Raw genomic sequence first — 21,260 nt, forward strand, 5'->3', positions numbered from 1 at the left:
GCCTCGGTCGTGCTCATCGCTCAGGCCGCCTCTGTCGCGCCGTCGGGGGTTTTGGCGCCGGTCATGAAGGCGACGGCGTCCGACATCGAGTGTTGCTTCGGATCGATGACGCAGAGCCGTTTGCCCAGCCGGTGGACGTGGATCCGGTCGGCGACCTCGAAGACATGGGGCATGTTGTGCGAGATCAGGATGATCGGCAGCCCTTTCGCCTTGAGATCGAGGATCAGGTTCAGCACCTGGCGGCTCTCCTTGACGCCGAGCGCCGCGGTGGGCTCATCCATGATGATCACCTTCGAGCCGAAGGCCGCCGCACGTGCGACCGCCACGCCCTGGCGCTGACCGCCCGAGAGGGTCTCCACCGCCTGATCGATGTCCTGAATGGTCATCAGGCCCAGATCGTTCAGTTTCTGGCGGGCGAAGGCGCGCATCGCGGGCTTGTCGAGCATCCGCAGCCATTTGCCCATCGCGCCCGGCTTGCGCAGCTCGCGCCCGACGAACATGTTGTCGACGATCGAGAGCGCGGGCGACAGCGCGAGCGTCTGGTAGACCGTCGCGATCCCGGCATCCTGCGCCTCGAGCGGGCTGCGGAAGCTGATCGGCTTGCCTTCGAGACGGATCTCTCCCTCGTCGGCGGAAACCGCGCCGGAGATCGCCTTGATGAGCGAGGATTTCCCGGCCCCGTTATCCCCGATCACGGCGAGGATTTCGCCCGGATAGAGATCGAAGTCGCATTCGTCGAGGGCGGTGACGCGGCCATAGCGTTTGACCAGACCGCGCGCGGTGAGAATGGGCTCTTGCGTCATGCCGATACCTTTCTGATCCATTGGTCGATGGCGACCGCGATGATGATGAGCCAGCCGATCGCGAAGACCTGCCAGAGCACGTCCACATTCGCGAGCCGCAGACCGGACTGGAACACGCCCACGATCAGCGCGCCGAACAGCGCCCCGAGGATCGAACCGCGTCCGCCGAAGAGCGAGATCCCCCCGATCACCACGGCGGTGATGGAATGCAGGTTCGCCTCGTAGAAGGCCTGCGGCGAGATCGACCCGACCCGGCCGATCGAGGCCCAGGCGGCGATCGCACAGACGAGCCCGGCCATGCCGTAGACCGACAGCAGCGTGCGGTCGGTGCGGATGCCCGCAAGCTCCGCCGCTTCCTTGTCGTCGCCCACCGCGTAGACGTGGCGGCCCCAGGCGGTCTTGTTCAGCAGATACCAGAGCACCAGGAACACGGCGACCATCAGGATCGAGCCATAGGTCAGCCGGGCATTGCCCACCGCGATCGTGTTGCCGAAGAATTTCAGAAGCGGCGCGAACTTGTCGATATCCTGCGAGCGGATCGACTGCGCCCCCGACAGCCACAGGTTCAGCGCGTAGAAGATCGACCAGGTGCCCAGCGTGGTGATGAAGGGCGGCAGCTTCACCTTGGTCACCAGAAAGCCGTTCATCAGCCCCGCCCCGGTGCCGCCCGCGAAGGAGATCAGCAGCGCCAGCGGTGCCGGCACGCCCATGTAGACAGCGAGGTTGCCCGCCACGACCGACATCAGCACCATGATCGCCGCGACCGACAGGTCGATCCCCGCGGTCAGGATGATCAGCGATTGCGCCGCGGCGAGAATACCGATGATCGAGACCTGCTGCATGATCAGCGTCAGGTTGAAGGCCGAGAAGAACTTGCCCCCCGCCACAAGGCCGAACACGGCGATGGACAACAGCAGCACGATCACCGGCACCATCGTCGGGTTGCCGTGCAGCCCGTGCTGGATCGTGCCGAGAAGCCCGCGCTTCTTTCCCTTGAAGGCCGCGACGGTCTTGTCGCTCTTATCGAGATCGTGCTCGAAGGACTGGCCGCGAGGCGGAGCGGTCTGGGTCATGTCCGTCATCCTCTTTGTGCAATATGGGGTGAGGGGCCGTGATCCGGCCCGAAGAGGACGGGCCGCCGCGCGGGCGGCCCCTCCGATCTGTCAGGCGGGGATCAGCCCCAGCACTGCTTGAGGCCTTCCTCCGACGAGATCGAGTCGACCCCGTCGACCGGCTGGTCGGTGATCAGCGTCACGCCGGTATTGTAGAAGTCGAGACCTTCGGAGTTCTGCGGCTTGGTGCCGTCCTTGGCGAAAGCCGCGATCGCCTCGATGCCCATCGAGGCCATCTTCAGCGGGAACTGCATCGAGGTCGCGCCGATGATGCCTTCCTTGACGTTCTGCACGCCCGGGCAGCCACCATCGATCGAGACGATGATCGCCTGATCCTGCATGCCGACCGATTTCAACGCCTCGTAGGCGCCGGCGGCGGCGGGCTCGTTGATCGTGTAGACCACGTTGATGCCCGGATCCTTCTGCAGAAGGTTCTCCATCGCCGTGCGGCCACCCTCTTCGTTGCCGTTGGTCACGTCATGGCCGACGATGCGCGGATCGTCTTCGTCGCCGATCTTCTTGGGGTCTTTGACGTCGATGCCGAAGCCCTTCATGAAGCCCTGATCGCGCAGGTAATCGACCGAGACCTGGCTCGGGTTGAGGTCGAGGAAGGCGATCTTCGCGTCCTTGGCCTTGTCACCCATCTTCGCATTGGCCCATTGCCCGATCAGCTCGCCGGCCTTGAAGTTGTCGGTGGCGAAGGTCGCATCGGCGGTGTCGGCGGGCTCGAACGGGGTGTCGAGCGCGATCACCAGCGCCCCCGCGTCGCGCGCTTTCGTCACCGCCGGCGCCAGCGCGCGGCTGTCGGACGGCGTGATCAGGATGCCCTTGGCGCCCGCCGCGATGCAGCTCTCGACCGCCGCGACCTGGCTTTCCACGTCGCCGTCGAGCTTGCCCGCATAGGTGTTGAGCTTGATGCCCATCTCCTCGGCTTTCGCCGTCGCCCCCTCCTTCATCTTCACGAAGAACGGGTTGGTGTCAGTCTTCGTGATCAGGCAGGCGGTCGTCTCCGCCCAGGCCCCGGTCGCCATCAGACCGAGCGCCGTCGCTCCCAGAATCGCGGTTGTCTTCTTCATGTCAGGTCTCCTCCCTTGCTGAGATGCATTCAGTGCATCCATTGAAACTTCATGGAAAAGTTTTCTCGCGTCCGATCGGGATGCGTGCCGCACCCGCATTCACGATGCCGCGGCACCGCCGGCGAAGCCTCCTCCCTTCCTCGAAGTCACCAAGAGCTAGCGCCCGGAGCTTCCGTCTGTCAATAAAAACTTCCAGATGAATTTTTATTTAGGTCAAATTTTCGATGTTGCTTGCGCCCCTCCGGGCCGCCGCGTAGCATCCGATCACCCACGAACCACGCAGGACTAAGCTGCGTGGCCTTCCCCGCCGGTGAGAGATGACGACAGCACGCCCCGACAAAACCCTGAATGCCGTGCCGCTCATGGGCACCAACCAACTCACGGTAAGAGACCTTAACGAGCGTCTCGTGCTCCATCTGATCCGCCGCCACGGCACGCTGACGAAAGCCGAGGCGACCCGCGCAACCGGGCTGTCCGCCAACGCGGTCTCGGAGATATTCAAGGCGCTCGAGCAGGACGACCTGTTGCTGCGCGGCGATCCGGTCCGGGGCCGCGTGGGCCAGCCCTCCGTGCCGATGCGCCTCAACCCAGAAGCGAAACACTACCTCGGCCTGAAGATCGGCCGAAGCAGCTTCGACATGGTCGTGGTCGACTTTACCGGCGCCGTCATGGCCCGCCGCTCGGCGCGCCACGGCTTCCCGACCCGGACGGCGTTGGTCACCTTCATCAAGGACAATCTCCGCCCGCTGCTACGCTCGGCGAAACTGAAGCGCGAGGACGTGGATGCCAGCGGAATCGCGATTCCCTCCGAGCTGTGGCACTGGGCCGAGGACTTCGACGCGCCGACCGACGAGCTGGAGAAATGGCGCAGTTTCGACGCCCGCACCGAGCTCGCATCGCTGCTTCCCGGGCCGATCTCCGTCGAGAATGACGGCACCGCGGCCTGTCGTGGAGAGCTGGTTTTCGGACCGCCCACCGACAAGCAGGACTACATCTATTTCTTCGTCGGCACCTTCATCGGGGGCGGCGTCGTTCTCAATGGCAGCGTGTTTTCCGGGCGGTCGGGAAACTCAGGCGGCTTCGGGCCGCTGCGAATTCCCGACGAGCCCGGCGGCCACCGCCTGATCGACCATGCCTCGCTCTCTGTGCTCGAGCGCCTTCTGGCGGAACGGCAGAGCGACCCCGAACGGATTCAGGACGACCGTGCCGACTGGTCGCCCCTCGAGCCTGCGCTCTCGCTCTGGATCACGCGCGCGGCCAGAAGCCTCGCCCATGCGATTGTCTCCGCCCAGGCTGTGATCGACTTCGAAGCCGTCATCATCGACGGCGCGTTTCCGCAAGATATCCGCGACAGGCTGGTGGCGGAGGTCGACCGGCATTTCTCGCGCCTCGATCTGCAAGGAGTCTATCACCCCGAAATCCACGCAGGGCATTTCGGATCGGTCATCCGCGCCATGGGCGCCGCTGCTTACGCAATTTCGACCGAATTCATGATCGACCAGAATACCTTGCTCCGGAAAGCGCCTCCCGGGCAGTTGGCGCGGTAACCCCCCCATCGCATGACGCGGCCACCCGCGAGCCGGCACGAGCGGCCCCGGGCAAACATTGTTTGCCGCCGCAGACGCCACGCGGAACCGGCATCCCGAATTCTGCGTGGCGCGCGGATCAGCGTCCTTTTCCGCGGGCGCGCCCGTTCCCTTCCCGTCCATTTCTGACGCATACAAACGCGATTCGACTGATTTTCGGCCAGCTGGAAGGGCTTTCCCATGCGGGCATGGCATCATCTCGCTCCGGCGCTGCCGGCATTCCACGGGCGCGAACAGATCCGGGCTGGCCTCGGGGCGCTGCTCGGCATCAGCCTCTGCGCCCTCGTGGTGAGCCTCGGCGCACGGTTCGGGCTTTCCTCGCTCTATCTCGTGGCGCCTCTCGGGGCGACGGCGGTGCTGGTGTTCGGCGTTCCGAACTCGCCCCTTGCGCAGCCGTGGTCGGCGATCGTGGGCAACGTAACCTCGGCCTTGGTCGCGCTGCTCGTGGTCCGCAGCCTGCCCGGCTCATGGTCGGTGGGGATTGCCGTCGGCGCCGCGATCACCGCTATGATGTTCGTGCGCGCGCTGCACCCGCCGGGCGGTGCCGTCGCCTTGCTGACCGCGCTCGATCCGACACATGCGCTCGAGATCGGACCGCTCTTTGCGTTGGTGCCGGTCGGACTGACGACCGCCACGCTGGTCCTTGCCGCGATCGTCTATAACCGGGCCACCGGGCGGGTCTACCCGTTCCGCCAGCCCGAGGCGGAGCGGGCGGCGGATGCGCCGCCGCGGCTGGGATTGTCGAGCGCCCAGTTGGGCGAACTGCTCGACCGGTTCAACCAGACGGCCAATCTCGGGGTGGTGGATCTCGGGCGGCTGCTGGCCGCCGCCGAGGCCGAGGCGGCGCAGCATCGCTTCGACGGCACGACGTGCGCCGACATCATGACCACCGATCTCATCACGGTGCGCCGTGACACACCGCTGCCGGAGGCCGCGCGCCTGTTTCGCGCCCATGCCATCAAGAGCCTTCCTGTCATCGACGCCGAGACCCGGCTCTGCGGCCTCGTGCTTCAAGCGGATCTTCTCGACGAGGTCGCCGCGCAGGGCCGGCCGCGCGCCCTGCCGCGGCCGGCGCGGCCCCGCACCGTCTCGGAGGTGATGCGTTCGCCCGACCGCGCGGTCGCCCATGACCTGCCCGTCGGCACCCTTCTCAACCGTCTCGCGGCGCAGGGAACCGAGGTCGTGCCGGTGACGCGGGAGGGCAGTCTCGCAGGTATTCTCACCCGCTCCGATATCATCCGTCTGCTGCTGGACGGGGCCGACGACCGCGCAGCGGCGTAGGCGCGCCTGAAAAGGCAGCGCGCGATCGCGCGGGAGCGGCGGAAATCCCCCCGCCCGTCCGACACGTTCATTGGTTGGTAATATCGCCCTTGAGCGAATAGCCGATCATCAGCACGTCCTTGCGGGTCGTCTCGTCGACCTCATGCGCCGCAAGGACCGACATGATGTCGTCGATCGCGGCCATGTATTCGCTCATGCTGATATTCATGCCGCGATGCGCCGCCACCATGTCTCGCCCGGTATATTGCTCGGGGCCGCCGCTGCCTGCGCCGAAGAAAGCGCAGAGTTGGGCCTTGGCGTCGTTCAGGTCGTCCGGCCTTTCGCGATACGGCAGGAAGCGGGCGCTGATCGCGGGGTTTTTCATATGCGCCTCGAGGACATCGTCGACGAGCGCCTTGATCCCGGGCTTTCCACCGAGCCGTTCGTAGAGAGTCTGTTCCATCGTTCTAGCTCCTTGCTGTCTGGAGGCCGTGGCCCCGGGCGCATTCGCGTCCGGGGCGCGACGGCTCATTGCGCGGCCTGCCGCACCTGCTGCGGCTGGATGTTGTGATTCACCCGGAAGAGGTTCGTCGGGTCGTAGCGCGCCTTGATCTCCTGCAACCGGTTCAGGTTTCCGCCATAGGCCTCGGCGAGGCGACCCGCGTCATCCGCGGGCAGGAAATTCACATAGACGCTCGGCGCCGCATCCGCCGCCGTGGCGTCGAACAGGTCGCGCGCCCAGCCGATGCAGTCCGCATCCTTCGCCGGGTCGTCCCAGCGGGTGTGGACGTTCATGGTGAAGTGGCTGTCGCGCTGCGGATAGGCGGTCGCGTCCGACGGGACGCGGGCCATTGCGCCGCCGACATGGGCGATGAAGATCTCGCATTGCGGATCGGGAAGCTCGTCGACCGCGCCGAGTATCGCCTCGATCGTGCCGCGGCCGAGCTTCAGGAAGTCCCGGCTCTTCCAGTAATTGCGCGCGCCGGGCGTCAGCAGCGGATCGAAGGCCGCCTGCCATCCGGTAAAGGGATGCGGGCCGATCACGTCGACGATGGGCGTGCCGAGGGCGCGCAGCTCCCGCATCGCCTCTTCGCCCTTGGCCATATCACCCACGTAACAGGCCGCGAAGATCAGCACCTCGCGCCCGTGCCAGTCCTCCGGCAGGAACGGCAGCGGCGGCGCCTTGCGCAGGACCGACCAGACCGTCAGCTCGTCCGGCGCCTTGTCGCATATCTCCTGGAACTTCGGCAGCAGAGTGGCGGCCTCCGCGAAGGGATGGATCACGAGGCCCGACAGAACCTCGGTGCCGATGGCGTGACCCTGGAATTCGAAGGAGGACACCACCCCGAAATTCCCGCCCCCGCCGCACAGCGCCCAGAAGAGGTCCGGATGCTCCGTCTTCGAGGCCCGGATGCAGCGCCCGTCGGCGAGCACCACATCAGCCGACAACAAATTGTCCACGGTCATCCCGTATTTCCGGGTGATCCAGCCGAAGCCACCGCCAAGCGTCAGCCCCGCGATCCCGGTTGTCGAGTTCACGCCGACGGGCACGGCAAGCCCATGCACCTGCGACTCGCGATCGACGTCGCCCAGTGTCGCACCCGGCTCGGCCCGGACGGTCCCGGCTTCGGGATCGACGTGCACCGAGCGCATGCCCGACAGGTCCAGCATCAGCGAGCCCTCTTCGACCGCGAGACCGGCGATCTGGTGGCCGCCGGACCGCACGGCCATCCGAAGTCCCTTTTCCTTGGCAAAGGCGACCGCGCTCTGGATGTCGCTGGCCCCCATCGCATGCACGACCAACCCCGGCTTGCGGTCGATCATCCCGTTCCAGATCGACCGCGCGGCGTCATAGCCTGCGTCTCCCTCGATCAGGGTTTCGCCACGCAAGGCGGCGGCAAGGGCCTCCCGGTCCGCGCCGGTGATCTTCTTGCGCGTGCCGTCCAGCCCGTTCATTTCAATGATATCCGACATGTCTTCCTCCCTCTGAGACCATGGCGCACGGCGACGCGATCTACCCCTTGCGCGTCTGCCGCGTTTCGATTGCTTGCGGTTCTGAAAGGATGAGCGCGCGGCGAGTCTCAAACCAGTGGCGAAACTGGACCGGCCCGCCCGAGCGGAGAGCATGGGCACGAGGCCGAATAAAGGAATCGCAATTCGTGCTATGCTGGAAACAGCCATGGAGGAGATCTCCGATGTCCAACGCCAGCTACTTCCAGTTTTGCCCCGTCGCGATGGCAGCCGAAATCCTCTGCACCCGATGGACGATCGTCCTCGTGCGCGAGCTCGTGGCGGGATCGACGCGCTTCAACGATATCAGGCGCGGCGTTCCGCGGATGTCGCGCACCCTGCTCGCACAGCGCCTGCGGGAACTGGAAGCAGCCGGGATCGTCGAACGGCATCCTGTCGAAGGCTCTCAGGCTGTCGACTATCTCCTGACCGACGCAGGAAAGGACCTTCTGCCGGTTGTCGAGGCCTTCGGGATCTGGGGCCAGAAATGGGTGGAATCCGAGCCGTCTCTGGAACGGCTCGACGTGTCTTTGCTGATGTGGGACATGCGCCGCAATCTCGATCCGGCGCCGCTTCCGCCGGGGCGCACCGTCCTCAATTTCCGGTTCCCCGAGCTTGCGGCGTCGAAATCCTCATGGTGGCTGATCGTGGAGGCGAGCGGCGATGTCGATCTGTGTCAGGTCGATCCGGGCTTCGACGTGGATCTTTTCGTCACGACGGATCTGCGCACGATGACAGAGATCTGGATGGGCCTCACCACCGTGTCGAAAGCCGCCCGGAAACTCGATCTCGACGGGTCTCGAGACGTTGTGGCCTCGATGCAGAGCTGGCTGGGCCTCAGCCCCTTCGCGACCGAGCGAAAACTGGCCTCCTGAGCCGCGTCGCCCTGCACGGGCATGCCCAAGGGCGCGCGGCGCACCCTCGCTTGAGCGAAGCCATCTCGACAGCGCTCCGCCGTTTTCGGCCCGGCCGTCACAGTGGCGTGAGAGGTGATCTGGGTCAAAACGGACCCTCCGCCAAACACGTTATCCCTCTTTTCGAAGGTCGAAACCTCAACACCGAGAAGGGAATAGAAGATGAAACTCACACGACGCACCACCCTCGCACTCGCCCTCGCGGCTCTGCCGACGCTGACGATCACGCCCGCAATGGCCGCCGATCCCGCCACCGTGCAGGTCTCGCTCTGGGACAAGGGCGACAACGCGATGGACGATCTGGGACAATTGCCGCCCATGGGCTTCAACATGGCTGGCGCCGGCGAGCGGGTCTCGAAGGCGACGATGGGCGTCACCGCGACACCGGCGGTCGTGCCTGCGGGCAAGGTCACCTTCCAGGTCAAGAACGACTCTAAGGGCACCGTGCACGAGATGATCGTGGCCCCGGTCAAGAGCGCGACCGAGGAACTGCCCTATAACAAGGACGAAATGCGGGTCGACGAAGAGAAGGCCGGCCATCTCGGCGAGGTCTCCGAGCTCGATCCCGGTCAGAGCGGTTCGCTCACGGTGACGCTGAAACCGGGCGAATACATCCTCTACTGCAACATCCCCGGCCACTACGTCATGGGGATGTGGACGCTGGTCCGTGTAGAATAACTTCGACAGGTCCGGCGAGCGTCATGCAAAGGCACGGCCCCAGGGCGAGGCTCTAAGAATAAACCCCGAGGCCGGGACGCGGCGAAGGTCAGCCGCGCCCGCGATAGGGCGGAACACCCTGATCGGGAATCCAGACTCCCTCGGGCATCGCCCCGGTTTGCCAGAATACGTCGATCGGGATACCGCCGCGCGGATACCAGTAGCCACCGATGCGCAGCCATTGCGGCTCGAGGAAATCCGCCAGCCGCCGCGCGATGGAGATCGTGCAATCCTCGTGGAACGCGCCGTGATTTCGGAACGACGTCAGATAGAGCTTCAGCGATTTCGACTCCACCAGCCACTGTCCGGGCACGTAGTCGATCACCAGATGCGCGAAGTCGGGCTGCCCCGTCATCGGGCAGAGCGAGGTGAACTCCGGCGCCGTGAAGCGGACGTTGTAGCTAATATCGGCCTGCGGGTTGCTCACCCGTTCGAGTTCGGCCTCCTCGGGGCTTGCCGGGATGCGGGTCGCGCCACCGAGTTGCTTGAGATCGCTGTAGATCGAGTTGGTCATTTGGGTCTCCGATTGATCAGACGCCGCGCTTGTTGCCCCAGATCAGGACATGCAGCTGCGGCAAAATACGGGGGGCGAACCAGCGGTCCGCCATGGCGGTTTCCGTCAGCCAGCCCAGCCGGTCGGCAAGCGCCTGCGGATCGACCGGAACGTCCGGATCGACCTCGGGATTGCCCGGCTGAAGATAGAGCGGCAGATCGGGGTGACGGGCATGGGCGTCCTTGGCCCAATCATAATCCGCACGGTCGAAGATCACGATCTTCATTACGGTGCTGCCGGCAGAGCGTCCGGCCGCCACGCAATCGGCGAAGACGTCCCAATCGACCTGCTCCCCGCTCGAGGGCGGCTTCGGCGACAGCACCAGCGTATCCAGATCGCCGAGCCACGACCGCGTGACAGAGCCCTGCGTCTCGCAGGCGAAGCGGTAGCCGGCGGCTCGCCCAAGCGCGATCAGCGGTCCGAAATCCTGAATGGCCGGGTTGCCTCCGCTGAGCGAGATCGTCAGCGGGCGGTCGCCCGACAGGCGGCGCAGCTCTGCCCAGACTTCCTCGGAACTCATCGGAGCCCACGTATGGCGATAGGCGCTCTCGACCGCGTGGAGACTGTCGCACCACGAACAGCGGTAGTCGCAGCCCCCCGCGCGCACGAAGAGTGTGGGCGCGCCAATCAGCGCGCCTTCGCCCTGAATGGTCGGGCCGAAAATCTCGGCGATGCGCAGCGTCGTCATGGACGGTATTCCGCCCAGGTCTTGGGCGTCTCGCTGACCAGCGCCGCGCTGGTCTCGGGCCACCGCGCCTTGCACCAGTCGTAGAAATGCTTGGCCATGTTCTCGGCGGTCGAAGGCACGTCCATCACATCGTTGAGGTGCCGATGATCGAAACTCTCGTCGATATAGGTCTTGAGCGGTTTCAGATCGTGATAGTCGCGCACGAACCCGTTCGCATCGAGCGTCGCGGCAGCCAGCTCGACGACGACGATGTAATTATGCCCATGCAGCCTTGCGCATTGGTGATCGTCGGGCAGATGGGCAAGCTGGTGCGAGGCGGAGAAGTGGAATTCCTTGCGGATGCGAAACATCAGCGGGCCTCCTTGTCGGCGACGGCCTTGGCCCAGAAATCGGGATCGGCATAGACGGTCGGGTCTTCGACGCCCGCCAGATGGAACGCCTCGCGCCGCTCGACGCAGGTGCCGCAGCGCCCGCAATGCACCTCGCCGCCCTTGTAGCAAGACCAGGTCTCGGCAAAGGGCGTGCCGTGTCTGGCGCCCTCCGCCACGATGTCCGCCTTGGAGCGATGCACGAAAGGCGTATGCAGCCGCACATCGGCATAACCGTCGAGCGCCATGCGCTGCATCGCATCGAAGGCTTCGGTGAAGGCAGGGCGGCAATCGGGGTAGATGAAGTGATCGCCCCCATGGACCGCGGTCGCCACGGCTTGGTCGCGATTTGCGGCAGCCACGCCGAAGCCGATTGCCAGCATGATCGCGTTGCGGTTCGGGACGACAGTGATGCGCATCGTCTCTTCGGCGTAATGCCCGTCGGGCACGTCGATATCGTCGGTCAGCGCCGAACCTGTCAGCGCGGCCCCGATTGGGCGCATGTCGATAAGGTGATGCGGCACGCCCAGACGGCGCGCGGCGGCGGCCGCGTAATCAAGCTCCTTGCGGTGCCGTTGGCCGTAGTCGAAGGAAACGAGCCGCGTGAGATTGCCCTCAGCGGCGACGATATGAGCGAGCGAAACGGAGTCGAGTCCGCCCGAGCAGATGACGAGAGTCTTCATTTTTGAACCCTTGTTTTGATGACCGGGTAGGCTGCGACCGGTTGAGCGGGCATCTAAAGGAAGGATCTCTCCGCCGCAAGGGCGCGCGCGTTGGTCCGTCAGATGGAAATCCGGGCGCACAAAGAGGGCAGCGCCCCGCAAACCGGGCCAATTGGAACCGGCGCTTTAGCCCAATTTTTCTTGGCTGCGAGCGATGCGGAGGCGATAGGCGTTCCTCCTGAATCCGGGCGAAGATCGCATCCCAGTCTCGACGCCTCGAGATCACACAGGATCAACTTCTGGCGCGCGCTCGCAAGAGGCCAGGCAATCGCTTCCGTCGTTCAAAAGGAGGCGGTAGCGTTATCTTCATGCGCGCTCGCACAGACACATTCCCTGACTGGGTTCCCCGAATTGAGACGGATCGGCTCTTGCTGAGGGCTCCGGTCGAAGAGGATTTCCCGGTCTATTGCGATTTCTTCGGCGACGCGGCGGCCTCCCGCTTCTATGGCGGGCCGCTGTCGCCCGCTGCGGCTTGGGCGAGACTGACGGCGGATGTCGGCCACTGGGTGCTTCGGGGGCACGGTGTCTGGGCGATCGACCTCGTCGAAGAACGGCGCTGTGTCGGAACATGCGGCATCGTTCACGCCAACGGCTGGCCCCGCCACGAGCTGACATGGTGGATCGCGCGCGATGCCCGGCGCCGCGGAATCGCCGCCGAGGCGTCGCGAGGGGTGATCACATGGGCGTTGGGTAATGGCTGGGACGCGGTGGAAACGCATATGCGAGACGAGAACGAAGCCGCTCAGCGCCTGACCGAAAAGCTCGGTGGCGAACAGGTCGCCAGAGAGAGATTCCCCGACGGTATCGAGAGAAGCGTGTATCGTTTTCCCCGGCCCCGCGCTTGAAGCCCGGGCTCCGTTGACCACCCGACCACGCGGCGAAGGGCCGCTTTTTTCCGAGCGATAGCAAAAGGCGCCGCGCACCAGAGGCCGCGAGGTGGTGCTCATCCGCACATCGCGGCACCGCCGGTCTGATTATAGATAATAGTTAGCGTTTACGCCTCCCTGCGCCTCGACCGCTCAGGCGCTTCATTGATTTTTATTTTATTTCAGATGCTTAGATGCCTACCTAAGCGCGCCGACAATAGATTTCTTTGCAAATTGAGATATGCCTCGCCGCGTCATCTTCTGACGACCACAGTCAAAAGATGGGGCGTCATGAAAGATCGCGCACATAAAATCTATAATCTTCCGCTGATGGACTTGCTGTCCCGCGCCCATGGCGTGCACAGGGCGAATTTCGATCCGAACAGGATCCAATGCGCCAAGCTGCTTTCGATCAAGACCGGAGGCTGCCCCGAGGATTGCGCCTATTGCGCACAGTCGGCGCGCAACGGCTCCGAGCTCAGCGCATCGAAATTGATGGAAGTGGAGAGGGTTCTTGCAGAAGCGCGCAAGGCCAAGGCGGCAGGCGCCACGCGCTACTGCATGGGGGCGGCGTGGCGCTCGCCAAAGCCACGCGACATGCCCGCGGTCATCGCCATGGTCGAGGGGGTCAAGGCGATGGGGCTGGAGACCTGCATGACCCTCGGGATGCTGGACGACGAACAGGTGGTACAGCTCAGGCAGGCGGGGCTCGATTACTACAACCACAACATCGACACCTCCGAGGAGTTCTATTCCGCCATCGTGTCGACGCGCAGCTTCGCCGACAGGATCGAGACGCTCGAGCGCGTGCGGCAGGCCGGGATCAATGTCTGCTCGGGCGGCATTCTGGGCATGGGCGAGACGGCGGAAGATCGCATCAGCATGATCCAGACCCTCGCCGATCTGCCGGAGCCGCCGAAATCCATCCCGATCAACCTGCTGATCCCGATGCCCGGCACCCCGATGGCCGACACGCCGCCGCTCGATCCGTTCGAGCTCGTGCGGGCCATCGCCACGACGCGGATACTCGCGCCGAGCTCCTATGTCCGTCTCTCTGCGGGGCGCAGCGCGATGTCCGATGAGCTGCAGGCGATGTGCTTCTTCGCGGGGGCGAACTCGATCTTCGTGGGCGACACGTTGTTGACGGCTGACAACCCCGAGGACAGCAAGGACGCGTTGCTCTTCGCCCGTCTCGGACTGGTCCCCGAGGCGCTACCAGAGACTGCGGATCAGCCATGAGCGCCTATCCTCGTCACGACTCTCGCCTCGCGCAGCTCGAGGCGAGAGGGCGGCTTCGGGAGCTGATCCCCGGCAAAGGGCTCGATTTCGCGTCGAACGACTATCTGGGACTGCGCGACTCTGCGGAACTCGCCCAAAGCATCACGGACGCGCTGGCACGAGGTATCCCAGTGGGATCGGGCGGCTCGCGGCTGCTGCGGGGCAATGACGCGGAATTCGAGCGGCTCGAAACCGAAGCCGCCGCGTTCTTCGGGGCGGACGCCTGTCTCTACATGGGCGGTGGCTTTCAGGCCAATCAGGCGATCCTCACCTGTCTGCCGATGAGCGGCGATCTGGTGCTGCACGATGCGTTGGTCCACGCCAGCATGCATGAGGGGATGCGGCTCGGCGCGGCGGACCTGCGCAGCTTTCGCCACAACGACGCCCAGGACGCCGCCGCCCAGATCCGGAGCTGGCGTGAGCGTGGCGGCAAAGGCCGGGTCTGGCTGGCCCTGGAGACGCTCTACTCGATGGATGGCGACTTCGCGCCGCTGGCGGATTTCGTCGCGATCGCCCGGGACCATGACGCCACCCTGATCCTCGACGAAGCCCATGCGACGGGTCTCTACGGCGTCGATGGCCGAGGGCTCGCCCCGATGGGCTGCGACGTGCCGATGATCGTGATCCACACCTGCGGCAAGGCGCTCGGCGCGAGCGGGGCGCTGATCTGCGCCGACAGAGTGGTCATCCGAACCCTGATCAACCGGGCGCGGCCCTTCATCTATGCCACGGCGCCCTCGCCGCTGATGGCGGCGGCCGTCCGGCACTCGCTGCATATGCTGCAAACCCAGCCGCGATGGGGAAACCATGCCGCAGCGCTCCGCCAGCACGCCCATCGTGCGGCGGAAAGCATCGGCCTGCACCATCACGGCAGTCAGATCATACCGCTGATCGTCGGCGAAGATCATGCCGCTATCCGTCTCGCGCAAGGGCTGCGGGCGGCGGGGCTCGACCTGCGGGCCGTGCGCCCGCCGACGGTCCCCAGAGGCACGGCACGGCTGCGTATCTCGCTGACGGGCGGGTTGCAGCCTCGCGACATCGACACCCTGTTCAGCACCCTGTCCACCCTTGCACCGGAGCTTACCCCATGACCTCACCCATCGTCGTCACCGGCACCGATACCGGCATCGGCAAGACCGTCTTCAGCGCGGCGCTGACACTCACGCTTCAGGCGAGCTACTGGAAGCCTGTGCAGGCCGGGCTGGACGAGGAAACCGACAGCGAAACCGTCGAGCGGCTCACGGGGCGGCCCACCCTGCCGGAGGCATGGCGCCTGCGCACCCCGGCCTCTCCCCATCTCGCGGCGAGGCTGGACCGGGTTGAGATCGGTTCTCTGGAGCTGCCCGAGGTGAAAGGCCCGCTCGTCATCGAAGGCGCAGGCGGTGCGCTGGTGCCCTTGAACGGCAACCGTCTCTATGCCGACCAGATGGCGGACTGGGGCGCGCCCGTGATCGTCGTCGCGCGGACCACGCTCGGCACGATCAATCACAGCCTGCTGACAATCGAAGCCCTGCGCGCCCGGCGCGTGCCGCTCGTCGGTATCGCCTTCGTCGGCGACGAGGTGGCCGACAGTCAGGACACCATCTGCCGCATCGCCGAGCTGCCGTCGCTGGGCCGCCTACCCGTCATGTCCGATCTGACGACACAAGGATTGCGCGATGCGGCCCGGCGGCTCGATCTCGATCGCATCCGGGGAACACTGTGATGAAGGATATGGCTTTCGAACAGGCGCATGTCTGGCACCCCTATACCGAGCGCGCCCGCCCGCAGCGCCTGCACAGGATCGTTGCGGCGGAGGGAATCTGGCTGACCCGCGACGACGGGGGACGGATGATCGACGCCATGTCCTCGTGGTGGGCCGCGGCCTTTGGCCATGCGCCGGCGCCCCTCGTTCAGGCGCTGAAGGATCAGGCCGAGGTTCTCCCGCATGTGATGTTCGCAGGCCTCACCCATCAGCCCGTGATCGATCTCACCAGACAGCTCGTCGCGGCGATGCCCGCCGGGCTCGATCAGATCTTCTATTCCGACAGCGGGTCGGTCGCGGTCGAAGTGGCGGTGAAAATGGCCGCCCAGTCGCAGGTGAACCGGGGCCATCCCCACCGTACGGACCTCGCAACCGCGCGGGGCGGCTATCATGGCGACACTTGGAAGGCGATGAGCCTGAGCGATCCCGAGACCGGCATGCACGCCCAGTTCGGACGCGCCCTCTCGGCGCAGCACTTCGTCTCGCGCCCGCCGATCCCCTTCGACGCGCAGTGGAGCGAGGATCCCGTGTGCAACGGGCTGGCAGAAGTGGAGACGCTGTTCCGCACCCACGGCGACCGCATCGCGGCCTTCATCATCGAACCCGTCGTTCAGGGAGCCGGCGGAATGCATTTCCATCACCCCGGCTACCTGCGCGGATTGCGCGCCCTGTGCGACCACTTCGGCATACACCTGATCTTCGACGAGATCGCCACAGGGTTCAGCCGCACGGGGGCCGATTTCGCGATGGAGACGGCAGGCGTCACCCCCGACATCCTCTGCCTCGGCAAGGCGCTCACCGGCGGCATGATGACCCTCGCCGCCACGATCACGACCAAGGAGCTGGCCGCGACTGTCGGCGCCCTGATGCACGGCCCTACCTTCATGGCCAATCCGCTGGCCTGCGCCGTGGCCTCGGCGGCCATGGATCTGTGGAAAGGCAGCGACTGGTCGGCCCGAGCCCGCGCCATCGAGACACAGCTCGCCACCGAACTGGCCCCAGCCCGAGCCATGACGGGTGTTCGCGACCTGCGCACGCTCGGCGCGATCGGCGTCATCGAGATGGAGGCTCCGCTGCCCGTCGGTCGCGTGCACCGGTTCTGCATGGAAAGCGGTGTTTGGCTGCGTCCCTTGGGGCGCCTTCTTTACGCCATGCCGCCCCTGAGCATCGAACCCGACGAGCTGAGCCGCGTCACCCATGCCATGCTCACCATTGCGAAGGGGCTTTGATGCGAGCGCGTTGGATCAGGCAGCGGGGGCGCCCCCAACTGGTGTTGTTCTATTCGGGCTGGACCACCGAAACCGCCGAGATCGAACTTCTGGCAGGCGACAATGACCTGTTGATCCTGAGCGATTACCGTGACGAGACCCTCGATCCCGCATGGATAGGGAGGCATGACCGGATCATGCTCGTCGCCTATTCGATGGGGGTGGCAGTGGCGGCGCGGCATCTGGGTGGTCTGCGCCCCGAGCGTGCCATCGCGATCTGCGGCGCGACCAACCCACGCCGCACCATCGGCGCGGACATTTATGACGGCACCCTCGCCGGCCTTGACCGCCAGAGCCTTGCCCGCTTCGCGCGCCGCGCGGGGCTCCCGCAACCGCAGGCGCCCGACATTGCCGCATTGGGCGACGAGCTGCGCGCGCTCAGGGCTCGGCCCCCGGCGCCGGTCGGCGCGTTCGACCGGATCATCGCGGCGCGCAAGGATCGCATCTTCCCCGCCGACGCGATGACCGCTGCCTGGCCAGGCCAGCCGATCGACTGGGTCGACACGGGCCATTTCCCGTTCGCCCAGTGGCGGAACTGGCAGGAGATCATCGGATGAAAGAGCGTATCGCCGCAGCCTTCTCGCGCCATTTGGCAAGCTATGACGGGGCAGCCTCGGTTCAGGCCCGGATCGCGGCACGGTTGAGCGAACGCCTGACCCCGATGATGCAACGCGGGGGGCGGGTTATCGAGCTTGGCCATGGCACCGGCCTTCTGACGCGCCACCTTCTGCAGCTGGAGCCACGGGAGATCTGGCTCAACGACCTCGCAGCGCCGCTGCCCGATCTGCACTGGCCAGAGCGGACCCGCGTCCACGCCCTCGGGGGGGATGCGACCGAAATCGATTTGCCGGATCGCCTCGATCTGGTCGCCTCGACGTCGATGCTGCAATGGCTGGCCGCGCCGCATGAACTCCTTCGCAAGGCGTCCGACACCCTCGTCCCCGGCGGGCTTCTCGCCGTCACCAGTTTCGGTCCCGGGAATTTCCCGGAACTCGCACGGCTGGGGCTTGCCGCGGGTGCCCCCTCCTATCGTGACGCGGACGGACTGTGCCACGACATGCCCCGGCACATGGAGGTGATCGCCGCGTGGGACGAAACCATCCGTCTGGATTTCCCCGATGCGCGGGCCCTGTTCGGCCATCTTCGCGCGACCGGGGTCAACGGGCTGATGGGCGGGCAACTGTCGGCGCCGCGCCTGCGTCACCTGATGACGCGGATGGACCGAGACGGCGCTCTGACTTTGACCTACCATCCGTCCTGCTGTATTGCCCGCATGCCCTGACCTTCGGCCCACACGCCCCCTTGAAAGTCCGAGACCATTCCTGCCGCGCCCACCCCCGACCTGATCGCCGACGAACTGGCCCGCCGCATCATTCGCGGCGAATTGATCGCGGGCGAACGTCTCCGGCAGGATTATGTCGCCGCAGAGTTCAACGTGAGCCATGTGCCGGTCCGCGAAGCCCTGCTCAAGCTGTCCGCGCGCGGGCTGGTGGTGTCCCGGCCCAACAAGGGGGTTCACGTCGCGCCGCTGGATCCGCTGGCGCAGCGCGAGCTGAAACTCATGCGTCTGGCGCTCGAACCGCTCACGCTTCTGCACTCGGTGCCCAACCTGACGCCCGCACAGGTGCAACAGGCAGACGAGCTGCGTCAGGCCTGCGATCAGGCCTCCAATATCTACGACTGGGAAGAGCAGAATCGCGCGTTCCACATCAAGATCTACGAGGCCTGCGAGATGCCGCGCCTGCTGGAATCGGTCGAGAACATGCAGAACCTCGCGGCCCGCTACATCCTCGTTCATTACCGCGCGCGCTGGCGCCCCCGCATCGACAAGGATCACCACGGCATCATGAGCGCGATCCGGCGTCAGGACGCCAAGTCCGCCGCCGCAATTCTGACGCGCCATCTGCAGCGGCTGAACTGAACCGGCCGCGCCGCACGCGGCCTCGACGCGGGAACCTCCGGCGCTGCATCACCCATCCGCCTTGGCGGCAAGCAAGGCGAGCGCCTCGAAACCGCGTTCTTGAAGAACGCGCGCGGCCCGCCACGCCCGAAGGCCCGAGGCGCAGCACAGAACGACCCGCTGACCGGAGGCGGGCTCCAGCGCCGTCAGTTCCGAACCGGGCAGCCTGACGGCCCCGGCGGAAATCGGCGAGCGCGCTTCGTCTTCACCGCGCAGGTCGATCACAAGATCGCCTTCACACAGCATGTCGGCCGACACAAACCGCAGCGGCCTTTCCGGCTCGGGCGTGCCGAGAAAGCTGAACCCGCCGAAGCAAAGCTCCGCCAGATCGGCGGTGAGCATCCGGCCCAAGGCGGGCGGGTCGGCCCCGAGGAGCACGCGCAGCGCGATCTGCGCCTGCAGCGAGCCGATCACACCAACCACCGGGCCCAGCACGCCCGCCGTGGCGCAGCTCGCGCCGGAGGCGGGAAGGTCCGGGAAGACCGCGCGCAGCGAGGGTGCCTCACCGCAAAAGCCGCCGACATAGCCGGTCTGGCCCAGAACGCTCGCGGAGATCAGCGGGGTCTGCCACCTCAGGCAAGCATCGGAAAGGATGTAGGACACCGCGAAACTGTCGGCGGCATCTATCACCAGATCTACCTCCGCCGCGATCTTCTCCGCCCGTTGCGGCCCGAGCGCGGTAGCGCGCGCCTCGACCGCGATCTGCGGGTTGAGGGCGCGCAGCGCGTCGCGCGCGGCTTCGACCTTGGGGCGTCCGAGATCGGCCATCCGATAGAGCGGCTGGCGGTGCAGGTTGCTTTCCTCGACCATGTCGGGATCGAAGATCGTCAGCCGTCCCACGCCCGCCCCGGCGAGATATTGCAGCACCGGACAGCCCAAGCCCCCGGCCCCGATGACGGCAACATGCGCGGCAGTTAGCTTCGCCTGCCCAGCCGCGCCGATCTCGGGCAGGATCATCTGGCGGGCATAGCGGCTCATGGTGCGCAGACCCTCAGCCACGCGCGCACGCGCGCCTCCGGGTCGGGCGCCTGCTGGATATCGGTGACGACTGCAAGGCTGTCGGCGCCTGCCGCAAACACACCGGGCACGCGCTCTGGCGTCAGCCCCCCGATCGCGACCAGCGGCACGCCGCCCGTCAGCGCCTTCCAGCGGGCCACGCGCTCCAGCCCCTGCGGCGCCCATTTCATCTTCTTCAGCTTCGTCGGATAGACTGGTCCGAGCGCCACATAGACAGGGTCCTGCCCTAGCGCCCGGTCCAACTCCGCCTCATCATGGGTCGACAGGCCAAAGCGTATCCCGGCGCGGCGCAGCGCGGGCAAGTCCGCCGTGTCCATGTCCTCTTGCCCGAGATGGACGAAGCTGCAGCGCAGGTCGAGCGCCTCCTGCCAGTAGTCGTTTACCACCAGCTGCGCACCATGCACGGCGCAGATATCCCGCGCCCGCACAATCTGGCGGCGGGTCTCGGCGGGCGGGACGTCCTTGAGCCGCAGCTGCACCAGCCGGACGCCCTGCGGCACCAGACGCTCCAGCTGCGCGACATTCGAGGTGATCAGGTAGAACCGCTCCATCACATCAACTCCGCCAGCCCCAGAACCGGGGTCGAGGGCACGGCCATGTCGCGCCGCTCCATCGGATCGGCAAGATGCCCCGCACGACCCGCCCGCACCGCCAGCGCCATCGCGCGTGCCATGCCGACCGGGTCGCCGGCTTTCGCCACAGCGGTGTTCAAAAGCACCCCGTCCATCCCCTGCTCCATTGCCTGCGCCGCATCCGAGGGCCGCCCGACCCCCGCATCGACGATCAGCGGCACGGTCGGGAAATGCGCCCGCATCGCGCGCAGCGCATCGGGGTTGCGCAGCCCCTGCCCCGAGCCGATCGGCGCGCCCCATGGCATCAGCACCTCGCACCCGGCCTCCAGCAACCGCTCGCCGACGACCAGATCGTCGGTCGTGTAGGGAAAGACCTTGAAGCCATCGCGCGCGAGGGCCCCCGCCGCCTCGACGAGCGCGAAGACATCGGGTTGCAGCGTGTCGGCATGGCCGATCACCTCCAGCTTGATCCAATCGGTGCCGAAGACCTCGCGCGCCATCCGCGCGGTGGTGACGGCCTCCTGCGCGGAATGGCAACCCGCGGTGTTGGGCAGCACCCGCATCCCGGTCTCGCGCAGCATGTCCCAGAACTGCGTGCCCGCGCCGTCCGTGGCCTCGCGGCGCAGGCTTACGGTGATGACCTCGCAGCCGCTGGCGCGGATCGCCTCGCACAAGATCGCGGGCGAGGGATATTGCGCCGTGCCCAGAAGCAGCGCCGAGGTGAGTTCGGTGTCATAGAGTTTCAT

At 66.0% G+C, this 21,260-nt stretch carries 24 protein-coding genes; 12 read left to right on the forward strand and 12 right to left on the reverse strand.

The window, feature by feature from the left end:
- Positions 1-20: 20 nt before the first annotated feature.
- The 3 genes from DEM26_RS12375 to DEM26_RS12385 all read right to left on the reverse strand — a co-directional run bounded on the left by DEM26_RS12375 (position 21) and on the right by DEM26_RS12385 (position 2,991).
- Positions 21-803, reverse strand: a complete 783-nt coding sequence (locus DEM26_RS12375; protein WP_075777669.1) for an ATP-binding cassette domain-containing protein — start codon at positions 801-803, stop codon at positions 21-23.
- Positions 800-1,876 carry an ABC transporter permease gene (locus DEM26_RS12380; protein ID WP_088723673.1) on the reverse strand — a complete coding sequence of 359 codons (1,077 nt, stop codon included), beginning with the start codon at positions 1,874-1,876 and terminating at the stop codon, positions 800-802. Before DEM26_RS12380 ends, DEM26_RS12375 begins: the two co-directional genes overlap by 4 nt.
- Positions 1,877-1,977: 101 nt before the next feature.
- Complete coding sequence (locus tag DEM26_RS12385) at positions 1,978-2,991, reverse strand: sugar ABC transporter substrate-binding protein (protein WP_077701105.1); 1,014 nt, start codon at positions 2,989-2,991, stop codon at positions 1,978-1,980.
- A gap of 317 nt (positions 2,992-3,308) precedes the next feature.
- Here DEM26_RS12385 and DEM26_RS12390 point away from each other — a divergent pair, with 317 nt between their 5' ends.
- Positions 3,309-4,538, forward strand: coding sequence for an ROK family transcriptional regulator (locus tag DEM26_RS12390; RefSeq protein ID WP_109172521.1), 1,230 nt, complete (start codon positions 3,309-3,311; stop codon positions 4,536-4,538).
- Positions 4,539-4,757: 219 nt separating this feature from the next.
- Entirely contained in the window at positions 4,758-5,858 is a 1,101-nt protein-coding gene (locus tag DEM26_RS12395) for an HPP family protein (RefSeq protein ID WP_109172522.1), read from the forward strand.
- 67 nt (positions 5,859-5,925) lie between these two features.
- On the opposite strand, the gene DEM26_RS12400 is transcribed toward DEM26_RS12395, so the two are convergent.
- Both DEM26_RS12400 and DEM26_RS12405 read right to left on the reverse strand, forming a co-directional pair.
- Positions 5,926-6,300, reverse strand: a complete 375-nt coding sequence (locus DEM26_RS12400; protein WP_109172523.1) for a group I truncated hemoglobin — start codon at positions 6,298-6,300, stop codon at positions 5,926-5,928.
- 65 nt (positions 6,301-6,365) lie between these two features.
- Complete coding sequence (locus tag DEM26_RS12405; RefSeq protein WP_109172524.1) at positions 6,366-7,811, reverse strand: FAD-binding oxidoreductase; 1,446 nt, start codon at positions 7,809-7,811, stop codon at positions 6,366-6,368.
- Positions 7,812-8,032: 221 nt separating this feature from the next.
- On the opposite strand from DEM26_RS12405, the gene DEM26_RS12410 reads away from it, so the two are divergent.
- Positions 8,033-8,722, forward strand: a complete 690-nt coding sequence (locus DEM26_RS12410; RefSeq protein WP_088723052.1) for a winged helix-turn-helix transcriptional regulator — start codon at positions 8,033-8,035, stop codon at positions 8,720-8,722.
- A 201-nt stretch (positions 8,723-8,923) separates the two neighbouring features.
- Entirely contained in the window at positions 8,924-9,439 is a 516-nt protein-coding gene (locus DEM26_RS12415; protein WP_109172525.1) for a plastocyanin/azurin family copper-binding protein, read from the forward strand.
- 88 nt (positions 9,440-9,527) lie between these two features.
- Here the strand turns inward: DEM26_RS12415 and queF are convergent, their stop codons facing one another.
- The 4 genes from queF to queC are packed head-to-tail and all read right to left on the reverse strand — an operon-like array spanning position 9,528 to position 11,770.
- Positions 9,528-9,992 (reverse strand): preQ(1) synthase, encoded by a 465-nt coding sequence (queF, locus tag DEM26_RS12420; protein ID WP_075777284.1) that lies wholly within the window; start codon positions 9,990-9,992, stop codon positions 9,528-9,530.
- Positions 9,993-10,008: 16 nt separating this feature from the next.
- Complete coding sequence (gene queE, locus DEM26_RS12425) at positions 10,009-10,719, reverse strand: 7-carboxy-7-deazaguanine synthase QueE (RefSeq protein ID WP_109172526.1); 711 nt, start codon at positions 10,717-10,719, stop codon at positions 10,009-10,011.
- Positions 10,716-11,069, reverse strand: a complete 354-nt coding sequence (gene queD / locus DEM26_RS12430; protein WP_109172527.1) for a 6-carboxytetrahydropterin synthase QueD — start codon at positions 11,067-11,069, stop codon at positions 10,716-10,718. Before queD ends, queE begins: the two co-directional genes overlap by 4 nt.
- Positions 11,069-11,770, reverse strand: a complete 702-nt coding sequence (gene queC / locus DEM26_RS12435) for a 7-cyano-7-deazaguanine synthase QueC (RefSeq protein ID WP_088720574.1) — start codon at positions 11,768-11,770, stop codon at positions 11,069-11,071. The genes queD and queC overlap by 1 nt, the downstream gene beginning before the upstream one ends.
- Before the next feature lie 407 nt (positions 11,771-12,177).
- Between queC and DEM26_RS12440 the strand changes: the two genes are divergently transcribed.
- The 8 genes from DEM26_RS12440 to DEM26_RS12475 all read left to right on the forward strand — a co-directional run bounded on the left by DEM26_RS12440 (position 12,178) and on the right by DEM26_RS12475 (position 18,886).
- Positions 12,178-12,654: a GNAT family N-acetyltransferase gene (locus DEM26_RS12440; protein WP_233243094.1), complete on the forward strand. Its 477-nt coding sequence runs from the start codon at positions 12,178-12,180 to the stop codon at positions 12,652-12,654.
- A 312-nt stretch (positions 12,655-12,966) separates the two neighbouring features.
- Complete coding sequence (bioB, locus tag DEM26_RS12445; protein ID WP_109172529.1) at positions 12,967-13,914, forward strand: biotin synthase BioB; 948 nt, start codon at positions 12,967-12,969, stop codon at positions 13,912-13,914.
- Entirely contained in the window at positions 13,911-15,044 is a 1,134-nt protein-coding gene (locus DEM26_RS12450; protein ID WP_109172530.1) for an 8-amino-7-oxononanoate synthase, read from the forward strand. The genes bioB and DEM26_RS12450 overlap by 4 nt, the downstream gene beginning before the upstream one ends.
- Positions 15,041-15,658, forward strand: a complete 618-nt coding sequence (bioD, locus tag DEM26_RS12455; protein WP_109172531.1) for a dethiobiotin synthase — start codon at positions 15,041-15,043, stop codon at positions 15,656-15,658. The genes DEM26_RS12450 and bioD overlap by 4 nt, the downstream gene beginning before the upstream one ends.
- A complete protein-coding gene (bioA, locus tag DEM26_RS12460) occupies positions 15,658-16,926 on the forward strand; it encodes an adenosylmethionine--8-amino-7-oxononanoate transaminase (RefSeq protein WP_109172532.1) in 1,269 nt (422 codons plus the stop codon). The genes bioD and bioA overlap by 1 nt, the downstream gene beginning before the upstream one ends.
- The gene (locus DEM26_RS12465) at positions 16,926-17,522 is read left to right on the forward strand and encodes a pimeloyl-ACP methyl esterase BioG family protein (RefSeq protein WP_109172533.1); all 597 of its coding nucleotides are present in this window, start codon (positions 16,926-16,928) and stop codon (positions 17,520-17,522) included. The genes bioA and DEM26_RS12465 overlap by 1 nt, the downstream gene beginning before the upstream one ends.
- A complete protein-coding gene (locus DEM26_RS12470; RefSeq protein ID WP_109172534.1) occupies positions 17,519-18,247 on the forward strand; it encodes a methyltransferase domain-containing protein in 729 nt (242 codons plus the stop codon). Before DEM26_RS12465 ends, DEM26_RS12470 begins: the two co-directional genes overlap by 4 nt.
- A 75-nt stretch (positions 18,248-18,322) precedes the next feature.
- Positions 18,323-18,886, forward strand: coding sequence for a GntR family transcriptional regulator (locus tag DEM26_RS12475; RefSeq protein ID WP_255415034.1), 564 nt, complete (start codon positions 18,323-18,325; stop codon positions 18,884-18,886).
- Between the two features lie 48 nt (positions 18,887-18,934).
- Here the strand turns inward: DEM26_RS12475 and DEM26_RS12480 are convergent, their stop codons facing one another.
- Genes DEM26_RS12480 through DEM26_RS12490 form a run of 3 tightly spaced genes read right to left on the reverse strand, consistent with a single transcriptional unit; the run spans position 18,935 to position 21,260 of the window.
- Positions 18,935-19,903, reverse strand: a complete 969-nt coding sequence (locus DEM26_RS12480; RefSeq protein WP_109172535.1) for a HesA/MoeB/ThiF family protein — start codon at positions 19,901-19,903, stop codon at positions 18,935-18,937.
- Entirely contained in the window at positions 19,900-20,493 is a 594-nt protein-coding gene (locus DEM26_RS12485) for a thiamine phosphate synthase (RefSeq protein ID WP_109172536.1), read from the reverse strand. Before DEM26_RS12485 ends, DEM26_RS12480 begins: the two co-directional genes overlap by 4 nt.
- A complete protein-coding gene (locus DEM26_RS12490; protein WP_109172537.1) occupies positions 20,493-21,260 on the reverse strand; it encodes a thiazole synthase in 768 nt (255 codons plus the stop codon). The genes DEM26_RS12485 and DEM26_RS12490 overlap by 1 nt, the downstream gene beginning before the upstream one ends.

The sequence above is a fragment of the Thioclava sp. NG1 genome (assembly GCF_003122275.1).
Lineage (GTDB): Bacteria > Pseudomonadota > Alphaproteobacteria > Rhodobacterales > Rhodobacteraceae > Thioclava > Thioclava nitratireducens.

Coding starts and splice junctions, on each gene's coding strand:
- DEM26_RS12375 (WP_075777669.1), bottom strand. CDS start 803: ATGACGCAAGAGCCCATTCTCACCGCGCGCGGTCTGGTCAAACGCTAT.
- DEM26_RS12380 (WP_088723673.1), bottom strand. CDS start 1,876: ATGACCCAGACCGCTCCGCCTCGCGGCCAGTCCTTCGAGCACGATCTC.
- DEM26_RS12385 (WP_077701105.1), bottom strand. CDS start 2,991: ATGAAGAAGACAACCGCGATTCTGGGAGCGACGGCGCTCGGTCTGATG.
- DEM26_RS12390 (WP_109172521.1), top strand. CDS start 3,309: ATGACGACAGCACGCCCCGACAAAACCCTGAATGCCGTGCCGCTCATG.
- DEM26_RS12395 (WP_109172522.1), top strand. CDS start 4,758: ATGCGGGCATGGCATCATCTCGCTCCGGCGCTGCCGGCATTCCACGGG.
- DEM26_RS12400 (WP_109172523.1), bottom strand. CDS start 6,300: ATGGAACAGACTCTCTACGAACGGCTCGGTGGAAAGCCCGGGATCAAG.
- DEM26_RS12405 (WP_109172524.1), bottom strand. CDS start 7,811: ATGTCGGATATCATTGAAATGAACGGGCTGGACGGCACGCGCAAGAAG.
- DEM26_RS12410 (WP_088723052.1), top strand. CDS start 8,033: ATGTCCAACGCCAGCTACTTCCAGTTTTGCCCCGTCGCGATGGCAGCC.
- DEM26_RS12415 (WP_109172525.1), top strand. CDS start 8,924: ATGAAACTCACACGACGCACCACCCTCGCACTCGCCCTCGCGGCTCTG.
- queF (WP_075777284.1), bottom strand. CDS start 9,992: ATGACCAACTCGATCTACAGCGATCTCAAGCAACTCGGTGGCGCGACC.
- queE (WP_109172526.1), bottom strand. CDS start 10,719: ATGACGACGCTGCGCATCGCCGAGATTTTCGGCCCGACCATTCAGGGC.
- queD (WP_109172527.1), bottom strand. CDS start 11,069: ATGTTTCGCATCCGCAAGGAATTCCACTTCTCCGCCTCGCACCAGCTT.
- queC (WP_088720574.1), bottom strand. CDS start 11,770: ATGAAGACTCTCGTCATCTGCTCGGGCGGACTCGACTCCGTTTCGCTC.
- bioB (WP_109172529.1), top strand. CDS start 12,967: ATGAAAGATCGCGCACATAAAATCTATAATCTTCCGCTGATGGACTTG.
- DEM26_RS12450 (WP_109172530.1), top strand. CDS start 13,911: ATGAGCGCCTATCCTCGTCACGACTCTCGCCTCGCGCAGCTCGAGGCG.
- bioD (WP_109172531.1), top strand. CDS start 15,041: ATGACCTCACCCATCGTCGTCACCGGCACCGATACCGGCATCGGCAAG.
- bioA (WP_109172532.1), top strand. CDS start 15,658: ATGAAGGATATGGCTTTCGAACAGGCGCATGTCTGGCACCCCTATACC.
- DEM26_RS12465 (WP_109172533.1), top strand. CDS start 16,926: ATGCGAGCGCGTTGGATCAGGCAGCGGGGGCGCCCCCAACTGGTGTTG.
- DEM26_RS12470 (WP_109172534.1), top strand. CDS start 17,519: ATGAAAGAGCGTATCGCCGCAGCCTTCTCGCGCCATTTGGCAAGCTAT.
- DEM26_RS12480 (WP_109172535.1), bottom strand. CDS start 19,903: ATGAGCCGCTATGCCCGCCAGATGATCCTGCCCGAGATCGGCGCGGCT.
- DEM26_RS12485 (WP_109172536.1), bottom strand. CDS start 20,493: ATGGAGCGGTTCTACCTGATCACCTCGAATGTCGCGCAGCTGGAGCGT.
- DEM26_RS12490 (WP_109172537.1), bottom strand. CDS start 21,260: ATGAAACTCTATGACACCGAACTCACCTCGGCGCTGCTTCTGGGCACG.